This is a genomic window from Acetivibrio mesophilus (genome assembly GCF_004102745.1).
In the GTDB taxonomy this organism is placed as follows: Bacteria; Bacillota; Clostridia; order Acetivibrionales; family Acetivibrionaceae; genus Hungateiclostridium; species Hungateiclostridium mesophilum.
Map to the genome: position 1 here is coordinate 150,258 of NZ_RLII01000005.1, position 18,165 is coordinate 168,422.

Here is an 18,165-nt window from a genome sequence, read left to right on the forward strand (position 1 = left end):
CAGACGGTCGTATGATTTCTGTGATTTTTCGTACCGCTAAGATAATTATTTCTTTGCAAGAACCTTTTTGAGTTTTGCAAACCTTGGAAGACCATCCTCGATTGGAGGTTTTGATTCTCCCTGGATTAACGGAAGGGCATAATTGATATAGTCCTGTGTAAGGCCATTTCCCTCAGCGTTTATCCACTCAAGAGGAATTTTCTTCTCAGTATTTGCAACGTCAGTAAGATTTATGAGCTTGATATTGCACTTGTATTCCGGACCTTCTGCTCTTTCAAAGGCAACCATGTAGTCTGTTTTTCCTTCAACAGCATATTTTACAGCTGACTGTCCTGCAAGGTAAGCTTCGTTCACATCGGTAAGGGAACCAACGTGAGCAGCACATCTTTGAAGAAGGCTGAACTCTATGCCACGAACCTTAGCGCCAGTCTTTTCCTTAACAATGTTCGCCAGTGTGGAAGCAAGGCCACCTAATTGTGCATGTCCGAATGAGTCTTTTGATTTTGCAAGGTCTGAACCGTATTCGGAAATATATTTTCCATCCTTGTCTTTGATACCTTCCGATACAGCTACAATAACCTTTCCATTCTGTTTGTAGATTCTTGTTGTATCTTCAATGAATTTGTCCATATCAAAAGGAAGCTCAGGAAGATATATTAAATCAGGACCATTTCCCTTATATGAAGCTAAAGCTGCCGCAGCAGTCAACCAGCCTGCATTTCTTCCCATAACTTCGAGGATTGTTATCATTCCAGTATCATATACTCTTGCATCGTGATAAACTTCCATAGTAGATGTAGCAATGTACTTTGCAGCACTTCCGTAGCCAGGGCAGTGGTCTGTTCCCCAGAGGTCATTGTCTATTGTCTTCGGAACACCCATAACTCTACACTCGTAGCCAACCTTCTGCATGTATTTGCTTACCTTGTTGCAGGTATCCATTGAGTCATTTCCACCATTATAGAAGAAATATCTGATATTGTACTTCTTAAATACTTCTAAAAGTCTCTTGTAATCTGTTTCATCTTCATCTGCATTTTTAAGTTTGTATCTTACGGAACCTAGCGCAGAGGAAGGGGTAGTCCTTAAAAGCTCCAATTCATATTTATCTTCTTTGCTCATATCAAAGAAGTTTTCTTCCAAAATACCCTTAATTCCATGAGCGGCTCCGTAAACAGCTGTAATGCATTCCTGCTTTAAAGCTTCTTCGATAACACCTGCCGCACTTGCATTGATAACTGATGTTGGACCGCCTGACTGTCCGAATATGCATGCACCTTCTAAACGGCTCATACTAAAACCTCCTTATAAATATGTAAAATGAATGTGCTGTTTTATATTGTTAATTTAAACACAACTAAATAAAAATATAACATAATTAATTTTGAAATGCAATTCTACTTGAACCAAAAATATCAATTAATTTTTATTTTATCCTTGATTTTCGATTTCAATCTGGTAAAATAAATATGATAAAAACTTAACAAGAGTGGCTATAATAACTAATACACTATATTTAATATAAGGAGTTGAAAATATGCCATTAGTTACTAGTACCGAAATGTTTAAAAAGGCCTATGAAGGCAAATATGCTATAGGTGCATTCAATGTTAACAATATGGAAATTATTCAGGGTATTACCGAGGCAGCAAAGGAAGTTAATGCTCCATTGATTCTTCAGGTTTCCGCAGGTGCAAGAAAGTATGCAAATCATACATACCTGATGAAACTTATTGAAGCTGCTATTGAGGAAACTGGACTTCCTATCTGTGTACACCTTGACCATGGTGATACTTTCGAGCTTTGCAAATCATGTATTGATGGCGGATTTACATCTGTTATGATTGACGGATCTCACCATCCGTTTGAAGAGAATATAAAGCTTACTAAGCAGGTTGTTGATTACGCTCATTCAAAGGGTGTTGTTGTTGAAGGAGAGTTGGGAAGACTTGCAGGTATAGAGGATGATGTAAATGTATCTGACGCTGATGCTGCATTTACTGATCCTGATCAGGTTGAAGAGTTCGTGCAGAGGACAGGTGTTGATTCCTTGGCAATAGCTATAGGAACAAGCCATGGAGCTTTCAAATTCAAAGGAGAGGCAAAATTAAGATTTGATATATTGGAAGAGATCGAAAGAAGACTTCCAGGATTCCCGATTGTATTGCACGGTGCTTCCTCAGTTATGCCTGAGTATGTTGAAATGATTAACAAGTTTGGTGGCCAAATGCCCGGAGCAAAGGGTGTGCCGGAAGACATGCTGAGAAAGGCTGCTTCTATGGCTGTTTGTAAGATAAACATAGACTCAGACTTAAGACTTGCTCTTACAGGAACAATCAGGAAGTATTTTGCTGAGAATCCATCACACTTTGACCCAAGACAATACTTAGGTCCAGCAAGAACTGCAATTAAAGAGATTGTTAAGCATAAAATTGTAAACGTTCTTGGATGCGATGGAAAAGCTTAATATTTGAAAAATGTTATTATGGTGGAGGTCGATTAATGGCCTTCACCTTTTATGTTTACTAAAAAGCATTGGAGAAGAGAAAGGCATGGATACAAATATGGATAACCTTGAATCTACTGAAAATAGAAATAAGAGTCAGGAGATTTTTAAAGAAATCGTTAGCTGGGCTTTGTATTTTCTAGGGGCCTTGGTAGTAGCCTTTTTACTTACAAAATACGTAATTGTGAACGCATATGTGCCTACCGGATCTATGGAAAATACGATTATGCCTCATGACAGACTTATTGCAAGCAGAATTCATTATTATTTAACTGATCCTGAAAGAGGAGATATTGTAGTGTTCAAGTATCCGGATAATGAAGAGATGCTTTATGTAAAGAGGGTTATCGGGCTTCCGAATGAAACAGTGGAAATAAAGGCCGGAAAGGTATATATTGATGGCGAGCTTCTTGCAGAATCCTATCTTAAGGAAAATACAGTGGGGGATTTTGGCCCCTATACGGTCCCGGAAGGCAGTTATTTTATGTTGGGGGACAATAGGAACAACTCGACAGATTCTAGATATTGGCAAAATAAGTTTGTAAAAAAGGAGAAAATCCTTGGAAAGGCTCTTTTTAAGTATTTTCCCGGGCTAAAGGTTTTGTGGTAGGATAAATGTGTTAAAAAGCTCAGATGCGAGGATTCTGAGCTTTTGCTTATTGTAGAGTGTTTTCCGAATAACATTGAACTATAGGTTAAAAGTGTGATAATATTGAATTAGGGCATTATAATGGATTTATGCATTTTCGCCAACAAGCCTCGTAATCGGATCATATATTATTAAAACTGTATGTGGGGGTTATTCAGTATGACAGGAAAAAGGAAAATAGCTGTTATAGCCGGTATAGCTGTTTTGTTTGTCGTAATAATTATCGCTTTGGTATGGGGGGATAATTTTTTTTCAGGAAGGGACAAGCCTCAAGAACCAAAAAAGGACTCTAGTTTTGAAGTTCTTAAAATTAACGGTTCCTATGTAAGCAGTGATATTATGAAGGAAGAAAGTAATAAATTTTACGAAAAGTGGAAAAGGAACGCAGAAGTTTTGCGAATGAATGAACATGAACGTAATGATATGCTCCTGGATCAGGTAATCGAAAGAATGTTGATTGAAGACTATGTAAATAACAAATCCGGAGTAACAGCAACGGACAGTGAAGTGGAAGATTATATTAACAGGTTTATTAAGCTAAGATACTCGGGCTCGTCTCTCGGAACGTTTATGAGTTCCCAAGGCTACGCAACGGAAGAGGATATGAAGGTCGGTATTAAGGGATATATCTTAAGGCACAAAGCCATATATAAGGCTGCGAAAGAGAAAAATGTGACTTTGACCGAGCAAGAACTTGATGAAGGGTACGAAAAACATAAAATTCAAAACAAAAAGGTGGACATAAAACATATATTTATTTCCAGTAAGGATAGAACCCAGGAGGAGGCTAAGAATTTAGCCGAAGAGATTTATAGCAGGCTCAAGAATAATGAGGATTTTGAGACCTTGGCAAAGCAATATTCCGATGATGAGGATACGCGAGAATCCGGTGGAGTGATAAAGGAACTTAGAGCAGGTTTTCATGAGGCTATCTTTGACAATGCAGTTTTTGCTGCAGAGGCGGGACAATTGCTGGAGCCTATAGAGGTTGCCCGAGGATATGAAATTGTATTTGTAGACAAAGCTACGGATTTTTCCAGGACAAGGGATGAATATGCAGAACTTCTTACAGTGGAAAAGTTTGTGGACTCGGATATGTATGCAGAGTGGTTTGAAGAGTACAAGCAAAACTATGATATTGAGATAACAGACCCAGCAATGAAAGCATTTAGACTTTTCAGAGAAGAGCAGTATGGTGAGGCGGGAAAAAGCTACGAAGAACTTTACATGGCTGAAAAAGATGTCTACTATATTGAACGGGCCTGTGAGGCATATAGACTTGCCGAAAATTGGACCAAATTGATTGAGATAGGCCAATTGGCAATTAACGAAAATCCTTCTAATATCGAATATTATTTATATCAGGCCGAGGGAGAATTTAACGGCGGTGACAAGGATAAGGCCAAAGGGTTGTTGAAAGAGGCAGAAGATAAGGTAGGAGACAATACATATTATCTGGATTTGATTCAAAAAATGTATATAAATCATGGCCTTAACGAAGAGGCACAGAAAATAACCGAGAAACTGAAAAGATAAACATAGAACTGCTATTCTTCTGTTGGTTGAAGATTTCTTAATTTTGAATAATCGGTATCTTGAAAGTAAATAATAAGCTCTGAGGTGTTGTAAATGGACGTAAAAGTCGGAATACCCAGAGCTTTATTTTATTATCAGTATTATCCCCTCTGGAAAACTTTCTTTGAGGAGCTTAATACGGAAGTAGTATTGTCGGATTATACCACAAGTAAAACCTTGGATGAAGGTACAAAGTCATGCGTTGCTGAAGCCTGTTTGCCTGTAAAAATCTTTTATGGTCATGTAATGAATATCAAGGATAGAGTTGATTATTTGTTCATACCCAGATTTACAAGCATATCAAAAAAAGAGTACGTATGCCCCAAATTCGGTGGATTGCCTGATATGATAAGAAACACCATAAAGGACCTACCACCTTTAATTGATACAGAGATTAATCTCAGAAAATCCGGCAAGAATGCCATGAAAGCCATAATGGAAATAGGTGGCTTTTTGACAAAGGATCAAAGAAAAATAAAGAATGCATATAAGAAGGCTTTGGAGAGCTACAGAGAATTTGATGAGAAAATAAAACAGGGCGTGCTTCCTTCTGATATTTTAGACAGAAAGCTCAATGTAATTAGAAAAAGCAGTGAGCCTGAGCTTAACATTGCGGTAATAGGTCATGGCTACAACCTATACGACAACTATATCAATATGGATATGATAGATAAGCTAAGAAAAAAGGGCACGAAAATAATAACCATAGATATGGTTGAGGAAGAAGTTATAAGAAAAAACGTCAGTGTGCTTCCTAAGCGCATATTCTGGAATTTTGGCAGCAGGGCAATTGGAGGCTCGATGCACTTTCTCGAAAGGGAGGATATTGACGGTATAATATACTTAATGAGTTTTGGATGCGGAGTGGATTCTTTTATCTGTGATTTGATAGAAAGGAGGATAAGAAGAACAAAAGATATTCCCTTTATCATTTTGACATTGGATGAACACTCCGGCCAGGCAGGTATGGATACAAGACTTGACGCATTTATTGATATGATCAGATGGAGGTATAGGAATGATAATAACATTTCCGCACATGGGTAATACATATATTGCGGTCAAAGCACTTTTAGACGATATCGGAGCAGAGTATGTTATTCCGCCCTTAAGCAGCAAACGCTCACTGGAAATAGGAACAAAGTATGCTCCTGAAATGGCATGCTTGCCCCTTAAGATTAATCTTGGAAATTTTGTTGAGGCCTATGAAAAAGGAGCGAATACAATTCTGACAGCTGGTGGCCGGGGACCGTGCAGGTTTGGCTATTACTGTGAGATGAGCAGGGAAATACTTCAAGACAATGGATATGACATGGATGTAATAGTTCTGGAAGCCCCGGACGGGGATATTATGAAATTTGTCGGCAAAATCAAAAAGCTTGCCGGCAGCTTAAATATATACAGGATTTTGAAAGTGATAAAAAATACAACCCTTGTAGCTAAAAGGGTGGATGAACTGGAACGACTGGCATTTAAAATTCGGCCGAGGGAGATTAGAAGGGGAAGTACTGATAGAATCTATGAAAGCTTTAGAAAAAAAGTGGTTGATGTAAAAGGCTCTCAAGAGATTCTAAAGCTTGTAGAGGATACCAAGAATCAGTTATTAAAATTGGAAATAGACAAGGATTTCAAACCGATGAGAATTGGTATTGTCGGAGAAATTTATACAACTATAGACTCTTATAGCAGTTTTAATATTGATTCGATATTGGGCAATATGGGGGTGGAAGTATACAGGGAAAACACCATCAGTGGTTGGATAATTGAACATATGCTCAAAGCAGTTGTTCCTTTTGCAAAAGACAAAAGATATGCTGAGGCTGCAAAACCTTATCTTGGTACCATGATAGGGGGACATGCCCAGGAAACCATAGGAAACACAATACTTTATGCCCAAAGCGGTTTTGATGGGATAATACAAATCTATCCACTGACCTGTATGCCGGAGATTGTGGCAGAAAGCATACTTCCTGCTGTAGAAAGAGATTATAATATACCCATTCTTACCCTGATTATTGATGAAATGACGGGGGAAGCAGGATATATGACCAGAATAGAGGCCTTTGTAGACTTACTTAATAAAAGAAGGGAGAGGGTGGAAGTTGTTGAAAACCTCGCATTATTTGGGGATTGATGTTGGCTCGGTCAGCACAAATCTTGTGGTTATTAATGAAAAGGATGAGATAGTTGATAAGCTTTATTTAAGAACAAGCGGACAGCCTATCAATGCGCTAAGAAACGGCATGAAGACGCTGTACCAAAGGCTTGGCAAGGATATAAAGATAGAGGGAGTGGGGACTACAGGAAGCGGCAGGCAGCTTGCTAGTGTAATTATAGGCTCTGATATTGTTAAGAACGAGATTACAACCCACGCTATTGCGTCACAAAAGCTTGTGCCTGAGGTAAGGACCATACTGGAAATAGGAGGACAGGACTCAAAAATAATCATTCTCAAAAACGGTATAATTTATGATTTTGCCATGAATACTGTCTGTGCTGCAGGAACCGGTTCTTTCCTTGATAGGCAAGCCGCCAGGCTCGAAATACCGATTGAAGATTTCGGCTCGTTTGCATTAAGGTCTACGGCACCTGTAAGGATAGCAGGCCGGTGTGCAGTGTTTGCGGAATCCGATATGATACACAAACAGCAGACCGGACACAGCATTGAAGATATTATTAACGGCCTTTGTGAAGCTCTGGTTAGAAATTATCTGAACAACTTGGCAAAAGGAAAGGACATTGAAGAGCCTATAGTATTTCAGGGGGGAGTTGCAGCAAATGTTGGAATTGTAGCTGCCTTCGAAAGGGCAATAGGCAAAAAGATAATAATACCCCAATACTATGACGTAATGGGAGCATACGGAGCTGCGCTTATAGCTAAGGAAGAAGTAATAAAAAACGGCAAAAACACCAACTTCTTTGGATTTGAGAATACCCAGAACGATTTTAAAGCCAAGAGTATAGAATGCAATGGTTGTTCCAATATGTGTGAAGTAATTGAAATAGCATCAAATGATGTAGTTGTGGCATGTTGGGGTGATCGGTGCGGAAAATGGTCTGCTGTAAAAAGAGAGAATCAGAGTGTCAGTTGATAATCGGTTGAAAATTAAAGGATTTTCATTTAGTATTGAAGGTAGGGTTTAAGTAAAAGAGGGGGATACTATGAAGAATATTTCGTAGATCTTCATGTTCATATTGGAAGGTCTTCAAAAGGAAAAGAGATAAAAAAAGCCACTGCAGATAATCTTACTTTTGAAAATATAGCATATGAATCCTACACTAGAAAGGGGATTGATGTTATCGGTGCGGTTGACTGCTTATCTCCTTATGTTATTGAGGATATTGAAGAGCTTATAGAAAGAGGAGATCTCATAGAGAAACAGGGCGGAGGAATGGAGTATAAAAAAGGACAGATATTGATATTGGGAGCTGAGCTTGAGACACATGAAAAAAAGGGCGGAAGCTCCCATTCGCTTTGCTTTTTTCCCTCATTGAAATCAATCAAAGATTTTGCCGGGGCTATGAAAAATCACATAAAAAATATCCATAGTTGCTCTTATATGTGCAGATTGGAAGCTCAGCAGCTCATAGATATAGTTGACTTTTATGGCGGTATGTTTATTCCGGCTCATGTTTTCACTCCATACAAGAGCTTTTATGGGAATTGTTGTGACAGCCTTCTGGAGATATTTGACGATAAATCCTTTGAGAAAATTCCTGCAGTAGAGCTGGGGCTTAGTGCCGATTCAATGATGGCAGGACAGTTGAGGGAGCTTGATGGCAAGGCGTTTATCAGTAATTCCGATGCCCATTCGCTGTCAAAGATGGGTAGAGAATACAATATATTTGAAATGGAAGATCCTAACTATGAAGAAATATTAAAAGCTTTTAAAGGAATTGATGGAAGAAGGATTAAGGCTAATTATGGACTGGATCCGAAGCTTGGAAAATATCACAGAACTTATTGCTTGGTCTGCGATTCAATAATCAAAGGGGATGCCCCGATATTGAAATGTCCCGTCTCCGATAAGCACCGTGTGGTGGTGGGTGTAAAGGACAGGTTGATGATAATAAGAGACAGGCAAAAGCCCTTATTGGATAATAGACCTCCTTATTTTTATCAGGTTCCGCTGGAGTTTCTTCCTAAAGTGGGCCCTAAAACTATAGACAAGCTTATAAATTTTTTCGGAAGTGAAATGAAGGTATTGCATCAAGCCACTTACGATGAATTGATAAAGGTAGTAAAAGAGGATATTGCAAGGAACATTATACTATCAAGGGAAGGAAAGCTTTCTATTGAGGCCGGTGGGGGAGGAATATACGGAAAAATAGAGGTATGATAAAGGCAGAAAGATTTTATGCAAATCTTTCTGCCTTTTCAAATGCAATTATGTGAGCTTTTGTTACTGAACAATCCACCTTATGAGTCCTAAATTAAATGGATTAATAATATCCGGATTATTTGGAATTACCCTGAAGGTATATCCATACTCTCCGCCTTCATATAAAGTGATGTTTGCAGAATAGAGATAAGTACCATCACTGTTCTTTTCCGTCATGTTCATGTCAATTATTTCAGGATTTTCAATAGCATTATTGTTTCCAATGGTTCCGTAGTAAGCCTGAACCTTTACATCTGAAGGCTCAAGTCCTCCAAGAATAACTGTGGCATAAATCGGAATGGTCTCACCGGATATAAAGTTTCTTTCCTTCAATTGGTTTGCAGTTTTATCGGCAATTATTTGCACTTGAGGCCACAAATGTGCAACTTTCCGCTTCCATTCCGAAAGGTTGATGGCAAATTGATAATTACTTGCTTTTAGCTTATCGTATCTGTCCATTGAAGTAATATAATACTTATTTGTATAGTCCTGAACCATCCTGTGGGTACTGTATCGGCATGTGTTGGACTTTATTGATTCTTTCATTATGCTTACCCACTTCTCCGGTATGCCTTTTTCGTTTCTGTCAAAGAAGATAGGCAGAATTTGCTTCTCCAGTGTATTGTAAATTGATTCACTGTCAGCGTTATCCTGATGATACTCGTTGTCGTAGAAGGTATCATCTCCTATTGCCCAACCGTTTTTGCCGTTGTAGCCTTCACACCACCAACCGTCCAGTACGCTGAAGTTGATTATACCGTTTATACATACCTTTTGTCCGCTGGTTCCACTGGCTTCAAGAGGTCTTCTGGGGTTGTTGAGCCAAATGTCTACACCCTGAACCATATTGCGGGCAAGGGTCATATTGTAGTTTTCTACGAGAATAACTTTGCCATTGAAGCCTTCCTGCTTTGCAATATCATTAATATGTTTTATGATTTCATGAGCAGGTCCGTCTGCCGGATGGGCTTTTCCTGCAAATATTATCTGCATTGGCCTTTCGGGATCATTTAATAACCTTTGAATTCTAGCGAGGTCTCTGAATATAAGATTTGCCCTCTTGTAGGTCGCAAATCTTCTTGCAAACCCGATGGTCAAGGCATTAGAATCAAGTAGTGTGTCAACCTCTTTAATTCTTTCGATGGACTCACCGTTTGCCGCTCTTTGCTCTTTAAGTTTTTCGCGGATATATCCGATCATTTTCGTCTTCAAGACACAATGGGTTTTCCAAAGCTCTTCATCAGGAATATCATCAACCTTATCCCATACTTTCTCTTCATAAAGGCGCTCTTTCCAGTCGTTATCGAGATATTTGTCATAAAGATACTTAATGCTTGGGGACAGCCATGTAAGTGTATGAATACCGTTTGTAATATGTCCGATTGGCACTTCGTCTTCGGGTATTCCGGGCCACACATTTTTGAAAATGTTTCTCGATACAGCACCGTGAAGCTCACTTACTCCGTTTTTCTGTCCTGACAGTGTCAAGGCAAGGACAGTCATGTTGAAGTTGTGATGTTCTCCAATTTTTAGTCCCAGATCCAAAAACTCATGCCTGTTTATGCCCAAAGAAGGCCAATAATTTCCGAAATACCTATCAATCATTTCCAACGGGAACACATCATTACCCGCAGGTACAGGGGTATGAGTAGTAAATATAACAGAGGAAGAAACTACTTCTTTAGCATGATTGAAAGGAATATTATTGTTCTGTACTAGCTTTCTGATAAGCTCAAGGCCAAGGAAAGCTGAGTGTCCTTCGTTCATATGATATACAGTAGCATTTATACCTAAGGCATCAAGTACTCTTGCGCCGCCTATTCCGAGGAAAATCTCCTGCTGTATTCTTGTCTCCTGGTTTCCGCCATAGAGTCTTGCAGTTAGGCCTCTGTCATGGGGACTGTTCTGATCGATATCAGTATCCATTAAGTATAGATTTACACGTCCTATCTTAACTACCCAAACCTTTGCATATACAACTCTGCCGGGTAGCTCAACGCTAATAAATATCTCTTCTCCCTTGTGATTTAAAGCCGGTTTTATTGGAAGATTTGAGGTGTTGAGAGGAGTAAATATTGTTTCCTGCCATCCTTCTGAGTTTATGTGCTGGCTGAAATATCCTTCCTTATAGAATAATCCTATTGCTGTAAAAGGAATTCCCAAGTCACTTGCTGATTTACAGTGGTCTCCTGATAATACACCCAATCCTCCCGAATATATAGGGAGTACTTCGTTCAATCCATATTCAGCAGAGAAATAAGCTACCATGTGGTCTTTTTTGTCAGGAAAATTTCTGGAAAACCATGTGTCGGTTTCGCCCATATATGCTTCGTAATCCTTTACTACATTCCGATATCTTTGCATATATTCGGGATCGCTTAGCTTGGCTTCAAGCTTCTTCTGGCTTACTTCCTTGAGAAATCTTACCGGGTTCTTTCCGAGTTTTTCCCACAAAGCAAGGTCGATTTCCCTATAAAGGTCGATAGCTTCAGAATTCCATGACCACCACAGGTTGTACGCAATGTCTTTTAGTTTAGATAGTTCGTCAGGTATTACAGCTGTTACAGTGATTTTTCCAAAAAGATACATAGGCACCCTCCATTTTATTATATGTTATATTATTATCCTTTTTTGAATAATAAATAACATAAATATTTGTTTTATAGAAATTTTTATAAATGAACTAAATAATTTACTATTTGATTAAACTACTAACAATTTCAATGTGATACCTATAAGACATTTACTATAAAAGCACGGGAACGCTAATCCCCTCCTGCTTTTAGCCGAATCTCACTTAGTGAAATGGCTTAAATATGGATATGATTACCTGAATTCTTATTCAATATGATATCACAATTAAAATATTTTTGGTAGAGTTTTTTGAAAAATTTTCTCTATTTTTTTTTTATACTTATGAATATAGACCAAATCCATACTCTTCATCCTTGATTTTACAGCTTTTTCCCCTAAACAGAATATATCCCAGCATAAAAATGTCACCGAAGGAACCGGATATGTTATACAGGATTCCAATTACTATCCAATAAATATATTCGGGAAAGATTATTCCCGAGATTAGAAGCAAACCTGTCAGTATAAAAAGCGGAAGCAGCAATATTACAGTCATCTGAGAGGTAGTGTAAAGTGCTCCCGATATGTCCATTGTATAAATGTTTAAATGCTTTATACCGAATTTCAGCTTTGCTCCAAATATAATGTATGCCACACCGTGAAGCAACTCATGAAGGATAATAACTCCCAGAAGAGTTGCAGGAAGAGCCAATATTTGCCCGTTATATAAAGCTGTTTCGATATATATTAGCCATTGATCTTTTCCGGTCAAGGGCAGGATTAGTGCGCAACCTATTGAAAATATTAATAAGGCTGCAAGGTTTATTAATAAAGAATTATATCTGTTTAATTTGAATTCTGCTATTTTAGTCAAACTAATGCTCCTTTGCTATATAATGAGAATAAAAGGTGGGATAAATGTGAATCAGGCATTTCGAACATTAAAACCCCACCCTAGATATTTGCTATATATAATTGGCAAATAAAGATGTAATTATTCTACAGTGTGATAGAAATCTGAAAATTAAAAGAGGGTTATCATGATTTTCATGTATAGCAATTAATTTCTATTAATAAAAGTAATGTAAAGTGAAGAAAATAAATCTATGATTAAACGTTTTTTTATTTATGGATTGGCTGGATGGAGCATGGAAATAATCTGGACCGGATTACACTCACTTTTGACAGGAGATATAAAGCTGCAGGGTTATACAAGCATCTGGATGTTCTTTATATATGGATGTGCCCTTTTTCTAGAACCTATACACGATATTATAAAGCAATGGAGGTGGCCGATCAGGGGACTTATCTGGGTGGTAATTATTTGGGGGATAGAGTATGCAAGTGGTCTTCTGTTGACTAATATCTTTGGAGCGGCCCCTTGGTTTTATACAGGGCCGTTTGCGGTGGATAATCTCGTAAGGATTGACTATGCTCCTGCTTGGTTTGCTGCAGGACTGATATTCGAGCGCATTCATAAAACCCTTGATATCTATAAGATTGCCTAAGCAAAAAAAGTAATGGAACGTATCAAGAAATCCGGCACCTTTATAAGTTGGGTATCGGATTTCTTGTGTTTCACGAGACATAGTAGAAAAAATATTATTTTGAAGATTAAATTATCTTATTGTGAAATATGTATATTATGGCTATAATTTATTTATAAAAAAATTATTATTTTATTGATTAATGTTTCGCCTTTTTGCGTCGCGGGTAAGAATATAATAACATGTTTATAAACTCCAAAAATGATATAAACTATTGACAATGTCGGATACTAAAAGTGGGAATAGGTACATATTGTGTTGTTTATGAATATGTACAAGAAATAATGAAAAAACTACGTTTAGGAGGAAAAATAATGGCAGGAGAAAAAGTAACGATTTTAACAAAAGATAATTTCGAACAGGAAGTATTAAACTCGGATAATGTGGTTATGGTTGATTTCTGGGCTCCCTGGTGTGGTCCGTGCAGAGCGGTGGGACCAATAATTGATGAGCTTGCTGAGGAATATGACGGCAAAGCGAAGGTGGCTAAGCTTAATGTTGATGACGAAGGCGAGGTTACTGAAAAGTTCAGAATCATGAACATTCCTACAATAATGGTGTTTAAAAACGGAGAAGTAGTGGAGAAGCTTATAGGTGCAAGATCAAAATCAGAACTGGCAAGTGCTATTGACAAACATTTATAATTGTTGACAAGCATCTGCAACTATTGGTGAACATCCGTAATTTCGGATATACACTTTTAATTAGCCATACATTACTTCAAAATGTATGGTTTTTGCTTTGTGCAGCTATAATTTTTTTCTAAATAAAGAAGGATTTTTAGAAAAAAGATTGAATATATAGGATTGGTAATGTGTAATTTTATATATCAAAATTTCTATTATTCGTAATTAGGAGGAACCATAGATGGCAGGAGAAAAAAGGTTCGGAACCGCATTATTTGGGTTTAAACAATCCGATGTAAATTCATATATTGAGAAGATTTTAAGAGAATTTGACGACAAACTGAAGGAAAAGGACAACGAAATATCCGCTTTAAAAAACCAATGCAGGGAATTAAGGATTAAATACGAAGATATCGCAAGAAAGGCTGAGCAAATCAGTGGGGATAGGGCAAAAATTGCCGATGTTCTTATAAAGGCCCAGGAGAAGGCCGAGACGATATTGCAGGAAGCTAAGGAAAAGGCAAATGAAGAAAGAAAGAAACTGTCAGAGATGACTGAACAGGAAAAAGAAAAACTGGTGGATATGAAGCGGGAAATAAAGGCGTTAAAGCAAGAAATTACGAAGACTCTAAAGAAATATGAGTTTGACCTTGATAGGGTTGCGGAGTTTGCTAGTGAAAACATAGAGAATTTTGAAGGTATGAGCACCGACGATACAGAAAATGATGAGTCGGAAGATGAGGATGAAATATCCGAGGTTATTCTTGAGGAAATTATGGAAGAGTATGTGGGCAAATCCAATACTTAGACTTAATAGAAGTTTGCAAGCTATCTTGTATATTATAAAAATTGGTAGTAAATCTGCTTGCATAGTGACATCAAATATAGTATAATTTAACTTGATTTTATAATTATTAACTGCGATGATGGGGAAGAGTACATATAGGTGCTTTATAAGAGAGTCGGGGATAGTGGAAGCCCGGCAAAGTGTCTATATAGAAGGCAGCCCTTGAGCTTCTCCTTGAGAAATGTGAGTTTCTTTAACACTCTTTTGTTTAGGAAACTCTGATATTAGAGGATGACGTAGCCTCACGTTACTGAGGAACGGTGTTTATAGCAGTATGGATAAATAATATACTGTTATAAGAACTGACAGAGTGAGCACCAATATGGTGCTAATTAGGGTGGTAACGCGGAATACTCCTTCGTCCCTTGTTTTATAGGGTGAAGGAGTTTTTATATTATTTAAATAATTACTTTATTAAAGGAGTGGATATATATGGAAGAAATTTTGGAAATATTAGAGAGCAACAATAAAATAACCGAAGAACAGATAGCCACAATGGTTAACAAGAGTGTTGAAGAGGTAAGGGATGCTATAAAGAAGTACGAAGAGGATAATGTTATTCTCGGGTATATCAGTCTGATAAACTGGGAGAAAACAACTAAGGAATCTGTAACTGCTTTGATAGAAGTAAAAGTTACTCCGCAAAGAGGAGAAGGCTTTGATAAGGTTGCAGAAAGGATATACAGGTATCCGGAAGTAAAGGCTTGCTACCTTATGTCCGGTGGTTTTGACCTGACTGTTATTGTTGAAGGTAAGACTATGAAGGAAGTTGCATTATTTGTTGCTGAAAAATTATCTCCTTTAGAGTCAGTTTTAAGCACCTCAACACATTTTGTGTTAAAAAAGTATAAGGACAAGGGAACTATTTTTGAAAAAAAGCAAAAAGATGACAGGGAGGCAGTTGTTCTATGAATATTTCGGAAATGATCTTGCCATCTGTCAGGCAAGTACCTCCATCGGGAATTAGAAAATTTTTTGATTTGGTAAATGAAATGAAGGATGCTATATCTCTAAGTATAGGTGAACCTGATTTTGTGACGCCATGGAATATCCGGGAGGCAGGCATTTATTCATTGGAAAAGGGATATACCCACTATTCTCCCAATGCAGGATTTATAGAGCTTAGAGAAGAGATATGCAAATTCCAGGAGAGGAAATATAACCTAAAGTATGATCCAAAGAACCAGGTTATTGTGACTGTCGGGGGAAGTGAAGGAATTGACATAGCTTTAAGGTCACTTGTCGGGCCCGGGGATGAAGTAATTATTCCGGAACCTAGTTTTGTTGCTTATAAACCATGTGCTATTTTTGCAGGAGCTACTCCTGTGATAATTAACTTGAGTGCGGAAAGTGAGTTCCGTTTGACTCCCGAGCTTTTGGAAAAGGCGATTACCGATAAAACCAAGGTATTGATTCTACCCTATCCTAATAACCCTACAGGTGCTGTTATGGAAAAGAAGGATCTTGAGGGTATTGTTGAGGTTCTTAAGGACAGGGATATAATCGTTATTTCGGATGAAATATATTCTGAACTTACTTACGAAGGTAAGCATATATCCATTGCATCTTTCCCTGAGATGAAGGAAAAGACATTGGTTATAAACGGCTTTTCAAAGGCTTATGCCATGACAGGATGGAGACTGGGCTATTGCCTAGGTCATCCCGACCTGATTTCAGCGATGTATAAGATACATCAGTATGCTATAATGTGTTCTCCGACAACTGCTCAATATGCAGCCATAGAGGCTCTCAGAAACAGTGATGATGATGTGGAAACAATGATGAGAGAGTACAACAGAAGGAGAAGGATCATGGTTGAAGGCTACAGGAGTGCAGGGCTTGACTGCTTTGAGCCGTTAGGTGCTTTTTATGTTTTCCCGTGTATAAAATCGACAGGAATGACTTCATATGAGTTTTCCGAGAGACTTTTAATGGAGGAAAAGGTTGCAGTTGTGCCGGGAACAGCCTTTGGAGAATGTGGAGAAGGATATATACGCTCGTGCTATGCCAGCTCTATGGATAATATAGTTGAGGCAATGAAGAGAATCAAGAGATTTGTGGAAAAAAACAAAAAATAACGGAAACAGGCGATATGGTGCACTAATCTAAAAAAGCTCAAGGGACTTTTGATTCCTCGGGCTTTTTTTAGATAAAAAAATGTACTATGTATAACATAGTACGAAAAACTAAGTATTATATGTAAAATTGTGCAGGATGACAAATTTAAATAAAACAAATTTTCAGTTTCAGCATTTTATATAATGCTTGTACTACATAAAAACATAAATTAATTTATTAAACATTAAGATAGAAATCACTCATTTAAATGCAATTGATGAATCATATGTCTTACAATCAATATATCAAGCTCCTGACTGACTGTCAGAATGGCATGGTGATCACCTGACTCAATCACATTATGAAGTTTTTGCCTCAGAAACTCAATCTTATCCAATGCATCCCCCTCCAAATAATCATAATATTATATTGATATTAACGTGATCACATTAATTAAATAATTGTGTTTAAAAAATAAAGTTTGCTATAAAACTTGTTTATTGTCCATAACCTGTGATAAAATGTTGCTTGTAAATCTTCACAAAAAAATCTCATTTAAAGCGTGTCTTTAGTACATACTTTATTTTACAGCAACATTTTGTTGCTGTCAATAAAAAATCAATAAATTGTTAACATTTTGTTGCTTTGTGTTTGTAATTGTGAGAAAATAGTGTCAAATAGTCTCGGGGTGGTATGGGAATGGCTTTTGCAGCAATGCTTAAACAACTTAGGGAAGAAAAGCGACTTTCACAAAAAGATATTGCCGATTATTTGGGCATTACTCGACAGGCAGTGGCGTCATATGAGCTTGCTAAGAGGGAACCGGATTACGAAGTTCTTAAAAAGCTTGCAGATTATTTTGATGTATCTATTGATTATTTGTTGGGAAGAGCCAATTGCAGGGATGTTAATGCAATAACCATAGGGAAAAATATCGATTTAATAAGGGGAAATCTTACATATAAGGAACTATCAGAGGATATTAGTACTAAATTGGGAGCGCTGATTTTCCCTGATATGCTTGAGTTATATGCTCGTGGTGAAAGAATGCCCTTTGTCGGAACAATAAAAATTCTTGCAAAATATGCGCAGGTGAGGGATTCTTTTTTTTACACCTATAATACTCCTGAAACTTATGAAAAGGAAAAGGAATTATACAAGCTGGAGGTAAGCCAGCAAAAGATGACTGAAACCTATGAAGAGACAAGTGGGCTACTTGATTTTACTGAAGACGGGGAAATCAAGAGATGGGTTCTTAAGGAGAGTAATCTGCCCTATATAAAGCTGGCAAAAGAAATTCAGGATGCCGGCCTTCCGGTAGAAGTTTTAAAACCACTCATAAACTCTATTAAAAAAACCAACCAGTCAAAGGAATAGCAATTACAATTATTGCGCATTTCA

17 protein-coding genes and 1 other annotated feature are annotated in these 18,165 nt (G+C 37.6%); of the genes, 13 read left to right on the forward strand and 4 right to left on the reverse strand.

Going from position 1 to position 18,165, the window contains the following annotated elements:
• Positions 1–45 precede the first annotated feature (45 nt).
• On the reverse strand, positions 46–1,293 hold the full coding sequence (locus EFD62_RS06560; protein WP_069194123.1) for a 6-phosphofructokinase: 1,248 nt from the start codon (positions 1,291–1,293) through the stop codon (positions 46–48).
• Positions 1,294–1,537: 244 nt separating this feature from the next.
• On the opposite strand from EFD62_RS06560, the gene fba reads away from it, so the two are divergent.
• From fba to EFD62_RS06595, 7 genes are all read left to right on the forward strand, one after another.
• Positions 1,538–2,467 (forward strand): class II fructose-1,6-bisphosphate aldolase, encoded by a 930-nt coding sequence (gene fba / locus EFD62_RS06565; RefSeq protein ID WP_069194122.1) that lies wholly within the window; start codon positions 1,538–1,540, stop codon positions 2,465–2,467.
• Positions 2,468–2,552: 85 nt separating this feature from the next.
• Complete coding sequence (gene lepB, locus EFD62_RS06570) at positions 2,553–3,116, forward strand: signal peptidase I (RefSeq protein WP_069194121.1); 564 nt, start codon at positions 2,553–2,555, stop codon at positions 3,114–3,116.
• A 198-nt stretch (positions 3,117–3,314) separates the two neighbouring features.
• Positions 3,315–4,691, forward strand: coding sequence for a peptidylprolyl isomerase (locus EFD62_RS06575; protein WP_069194120.1), 1,377 nt, complete (start codon positions 3,315–3,317; stop codon positions 4,689–4,691).
• 93 nt (positions 4,692–4,784) lie between these two features.
• Entirely contained in the window at positions 4,785–5,777 is a 993-nt protein-coding gene (locus EFD62_RS06580) for an acyl-CoA dehydratase activase-related protein (RefSeq protein WP_128705880.1), read from the forward strand.
• Positions 5,749–6,864, forward strand: a complete 1,116-nt coding sequence (locus EFD62_RS06585) for a CoA protein activase (protein WP_069194118.1) — start codon at positions 5,749–5,751, stop codon at positions 6,862–6,864. Before EFD62_RS06580 ends, EFD62_RS06585 begins: the two co-directional genes overlap by 29 nt.
• A complete protein-coding gene (locus EFD62_RS06590) occupies positions 6,833–7,822 on the forward strand; it encodes an acyl-CoA dehydratase activase (RefSeq protein ID WP_069194117.1) in 990 nt (329 codons plus the stop codon). The genes EFD62_RS06585 and EFD62_RS06590 overlap by 32 nt, the downstream gene beginning before the upstream one ends.
• 300 nt (positions 7,823–8,122) lie before the next feature.
• The gene (locus EFD62_RS06595) at positions 8,123–9,070 is read left to right on the forward strand and encodes an endonuclease Q family protein (RefSeq protein ID WP_235832584.1); all 948 of its coding nucleotides are present in this window, start codon (positions 8,123–8,125) and stop codon (positions 9,068–9,070) included.
• Between the two features lie 63 nt (positions 9,071–9,133).
• Here EFD62_RS06595 and glgP read toward each other — a convergent pair whose 3' ends face one another.
• Both glgP and EFD62_RS06605 read right to left on the reverse strand, forming a co-directional pair.
• Positions 9,134–11,701 carry an alpha-glucan family phosphorylase gene (gene glgP / locus EFD62_RS06600; protein WP_069194115.1) on the reverse strand — a complete coding sequence of 856 codons (2,568 nt, stop codon included), beginning with the start codon at positions 11,699–11,701 and terminating at the stop codon, positions 9,134–9,136.
• A 325-nt stretch (positions 11,702–12,026) separates the two neighbouring features.
• Positions 12,027–12,560 (reverse strand): DUF3267 domain-containing protein, encoded by a 534-nt coding sequence (locus EFD62_RS06605; RefSeq protein WP_069194114.1) that lies wholly within the window; start codon positions 12,558–12,560, stop codon positions 12,027–12,029.
• A 232-nt stretch (positions 12,561–12,792) separates the two neighbouring features.
• Between EFD62_RS06605 and EFD62_RS06610 the strand changes: the two genes are divergently transcribed.
• The 5 genes from EFD62_RS06610 (at position 12,793) to EFD62_RS06630 (ending at position 16,784) form a co-directional block, all read left to right on the forward strand.
• Positions 12,793–13,194, forward strand: a complete 402-nt coding sequence (locus EFD62_RS06610) for a putative ABC transporter permease (protein WP_069194113.1) — start codon at positions 12,793–12,795, stop codon at positions 13,192–13,194.
• A gap of 353 nt (positions 13,195–13,547) precedes the next feature.
• Entirely contained in the window at positions 13,548–13,877 is a 330-nt protein-coding gene (gene trxA / locus EFD62_RS06615; protein ID WP_069194112.1) for a thioredoxin, read from the forward strand.
• Between the two features lie 223 nt (positions 13,878–14,100).
• Positions 14,101–14,667, forward strand: coding sequence for a hypothetical protein (locus EFD62_RS06620; RefSeq protein WP_069194111.1), 567 nt, complete (start codon positions 14,101–14,103; stop codon positions 14,665–14,667).
• 106 nt (positions 14,668–14,773) lie between these two features.
• Positions 14,774–15,075 (forward strand) — a binding site (T-box leader).
• Between the two features lie 63 nt (positions 15,076–15,138).
• Positions 15,139–15,618, forward strand: coding sequence for an Lrp/AsnC family transcriptional regulator (locus EFD62_RS06625; protein ID WP_069194110.1), 480 nt, complete (start codon positions 15,139–15,141; stop codon positions 15,616–15,618).
• Complete coding sequence (locus EFD62_RS06630) at positions 15,615–16,784, forward strand: aminotransferase class I/II-fold pyridoxal phosphate-dependent enzyme (protein ID WP_069194109.1); 1,170 nt, start codon at positions 15,615–15,617, stop codon at positions 16,782–16,784. Before EFD62_RS06625 ends, EFD62_RS06630 begins: the two co-directional genes overlap by 4 nt.
• A gap of 236 nt (positions 16,785–17,020) precedes the next feature.
• On the opposite strand, the gene EFD62_RS06635 is transcribed toward EFD62_RS06630, so the two are convergent.
• Positions 17,021–17,161, reverse strand: a complete 141-nt coding sequence (locus tag EFD62_RS06635) for an aspartyl-phosphate phosphatase Spo0E family protein (RefSeq protein ID WP_069194108.1) — start codon at positions 17,159–17,161, stop codon at positions 17,021–17,023.
• 302 nt (positions 17,162–17,463) lie between these two features.
• On the opposite strand from EFD62_RS06635, the gene EFD62_RS06640 reads away from it, so the two are divergent.
• A complete protein-coding gene (locus EFD62_RS06640) occupies positions 17,464–18,141 on the forward strand; it encodes a helix-turn-helix domain-containing protein (RefSeq protein WP_069194107.1) in 678 nt (225 codons plus the stop codon).
• The last annotated feature ends 24 nt before the right edge of the window (positions 18,142–18,165 follow it).

What these genes read in the sequence shown, in the direction of transcription:
- EFD62_RS06585 (WP_069194118.1), top strand. Translation starts at nt 5,749, where the DNA reads ATGATAATAACATTTCCGCACATGGGTAATACATATATTGCGGTCAAA.
- fba (WP_069194122.1), top strand. Translation starts at nt 1,538, where the DNA reads ATGCCATTAGTTACTAGTACCGAAATGTTTAAAAAGGCCTATGAAGGC.
- EFD62_RS06560 (WP_069194123.1), bottom strand. Translation starts at nt 1,293, where the DNA reads ATGAGCCGTTTAGAAGGTGCATGCATATTCGGACAGTCAGGCGGTCCA.
- lepB (WP_069194121.1), top strand. Translation starts at nt 2,553, where the DNA reads ATGGATACAAATATGGATAACCTTGAATCTACTGAAAATAGAAATAAG.
- EFD62_RS06640 (WP_069194107.1), top strand. Translation starts at nt 17,464, where the DNA reads ATGGCTTTTGCAGCAATGCTTAAACAACTTAGGGAAGAAAAGCGACTT.
- EFD62_RS06625 (WP_069194110.1), top strand. Translation starts at nt 15,139, where the DNA reads ATGGAAGAAATTTTGGAAATATTAGAGAGCAACAATAAAATAACCGAA.
- EFD62_RS06620 (WP_069194111.1), top strand. Translation starts at nt 14,101, where the DNA reads ATGGCAGGAGAAAAAAGGTTCGGAACCGCATTATTTGGGTTTAAACAA.
- EFD62_RS06575 (WP_069194120.1), top strand. Translation starts at nt 3,315, where the DNA reads ATGACAGGAAAAAGGAAAATAGCTGTTATAGCCGGTATAGCTGTTTTG.
- glgP (WP_069194115.1), bottom strand. Translation starts at nt 11,701, where the DNA reads ATGTATCTTTTTGGAAAAATCACTGTAACAGCTGTAATACCTGACGAA.
- trxA (WP_069194112.1), top strand. Translation starts at nt 13,548, where the DNA reads ATGGCAGGAGAAAAAGTAACGATTTTAACAAAAGATAATTTCGAACAG.
- EFD62_RS06610 (WP_069194113.1), top strand. Translation starts at nt 12,793, where the DNA reads ATGATTAAACGTTTTTTTATTTATGGATTGGCTGGATGGAGCATGGAA.
- EFD62_RS06595 (WP_235832584.1), top strand. Translation starts at nt 8,123, where the DNA reads ATGGAGTATAAAAAAGGACAGATATTGATATTGGGAGCTGAGCTTGAG.
- EFD62_RS06630 (WP_069194109.1), top strand. Translation starts at nt 15,615, where the DNA reads ATGAATATTTCGGAAATGATCTTGCCATCTGTCAGGCAAGTACCTCCA.
- EFD62_RS06580 (WP_128705880.1), top strand. Translation starts at nt 4,785, where the DNA reads ATGGACGTAAAAGTCGGAATACCCAGAGCTTTATTTTATTATCAGTAT.